The following is a 1342-nucleotide window of genomic DNA, read 5'->3' on the forward strand; positions in this document are numbered from 1 at the left end:
CTCCTCACCCCACCCACCACCACACCCGACCTCCCCACCTACCCCTTCCAACGCACCCGCTACTGGCTGGAGCGCGGCGAGGGAACGGGGGACGTGTCGGCGGCCGGGCTCGACGCCGCGGAGCATCCGCTGCTGGGCGCGGTCGTGGAGCTGCCGGACGACGCCGGTGTGCTGGTGACGGGGCGGCTGTCGCTGAGGACCCACCCGTGGCTCGCGGACCATGCGGTGTCGGGCACGGTCCTGGTGCCCGGCGCGGCCCTGGTCGAGATGGCCATCGGGGCGGCGGACCGGACGGGTGCGGAGCGCCTGGACGAACTCGTGCTGGAGGCTCCCCTCGTGCTCCCGGCCGCCGGGGCCCTGCGGGTGCAGGTGGCGGTCGGCGGACTGGACGAGCTGGGACGCCGGCCAGTGAGCATCCACACCCGGGCGGAGGACGCGGAGTCCTGGACACGGCATGCGACCGGTTTCGCGGCGGCGGCCGATGTCCGGCGGGCGGAGGGCCACGACTTCACGCAGTGGCCGCCGCGCGGGGCCGAGGCGCTGTCGGTGGAGGACTTCTACGATCTGCGCTTCGTGGCCGGCTACGAGTACGGGCCGGTGTTCCAGGGGCTGGAGCGGGTGTGGCGGCGTGGCGAGGAGCTGTTCGCCGAGGTGGCACTGCCCGAGGAAGCCGCGGGCGAGGCGCCGGCGTACGGGCTGCACCCGGCCCTGCTGGACGCGGCCCTGCATGCGGCGGCGTTCGGCTCGTCGCCCCGTGGCGGCGACTCACGCACCCTGCTGCCGTTCGCGTGGAACGGGGTGACCCTGCACGCCACGGGCGCGGCGCGCCTGCGGGTGCGGATCGCGCCCCGTGCGGGCGACGCGGTGAGCGTGGAGGTGGCGGACTCCGCGGGAGCGCCGGTCGCCACCGTGGAGAGCCTGGCCCTGCGGGCCATCGACCCGGCGCAGTTGTCGGCGGGTGACGATCCGTTGCGGGACGCGTTGTTCCGTGTCGAGTGGCAGACGATCCCCACCCCCGACACCACCACCGGCACCGACTGGCCCGTCCTCGACCTCACCCACCGCACCGACGACGACGTCCGGACCCTGACCACCCACGCCCTGGAAACCGTCCAGGCGCACATCGCCACCGACCCGGACGACAAACGACTGGTGGTACTGACCCGGGACGCCCGCACCAACCCCGCACAAGCAGCCGTCCACGGACTCGTCCGCACCGCCCAGAACGAACACCCCGACCGGCGCTCCCGCGGAGTCCGCCACCTCCACGCTCACCGCGTCGCCCGCACGGGCGCGATCCGCACCCGCAGGCGCGCCGCGCCCGTGGCGTGCAGGGTCACCC

Annotated in this window: 1 protein-coding gene; it reads left to right on the plus strand. The window is 74.9% G+C overall.

Annotation, left to right across the window (positions count from 1 at the left end):
• On the plus strand, nt 1-1342 hold a 1342-nt coding region (locus EAO77_RS35315; protein WP_187283555.1), incomplete at both ends, for a polyketide synthase dehydratase domain-containing protein.

Source organism: Streptomyces sp. T39, assembly GCF_008042045.1.
In the GTDB taxonomy this organism is placed as follows: Bacteria; Actinomycetota; Actinomycetes; order Streptomycetales; family Streptomycetaceae; genus Streptomyces.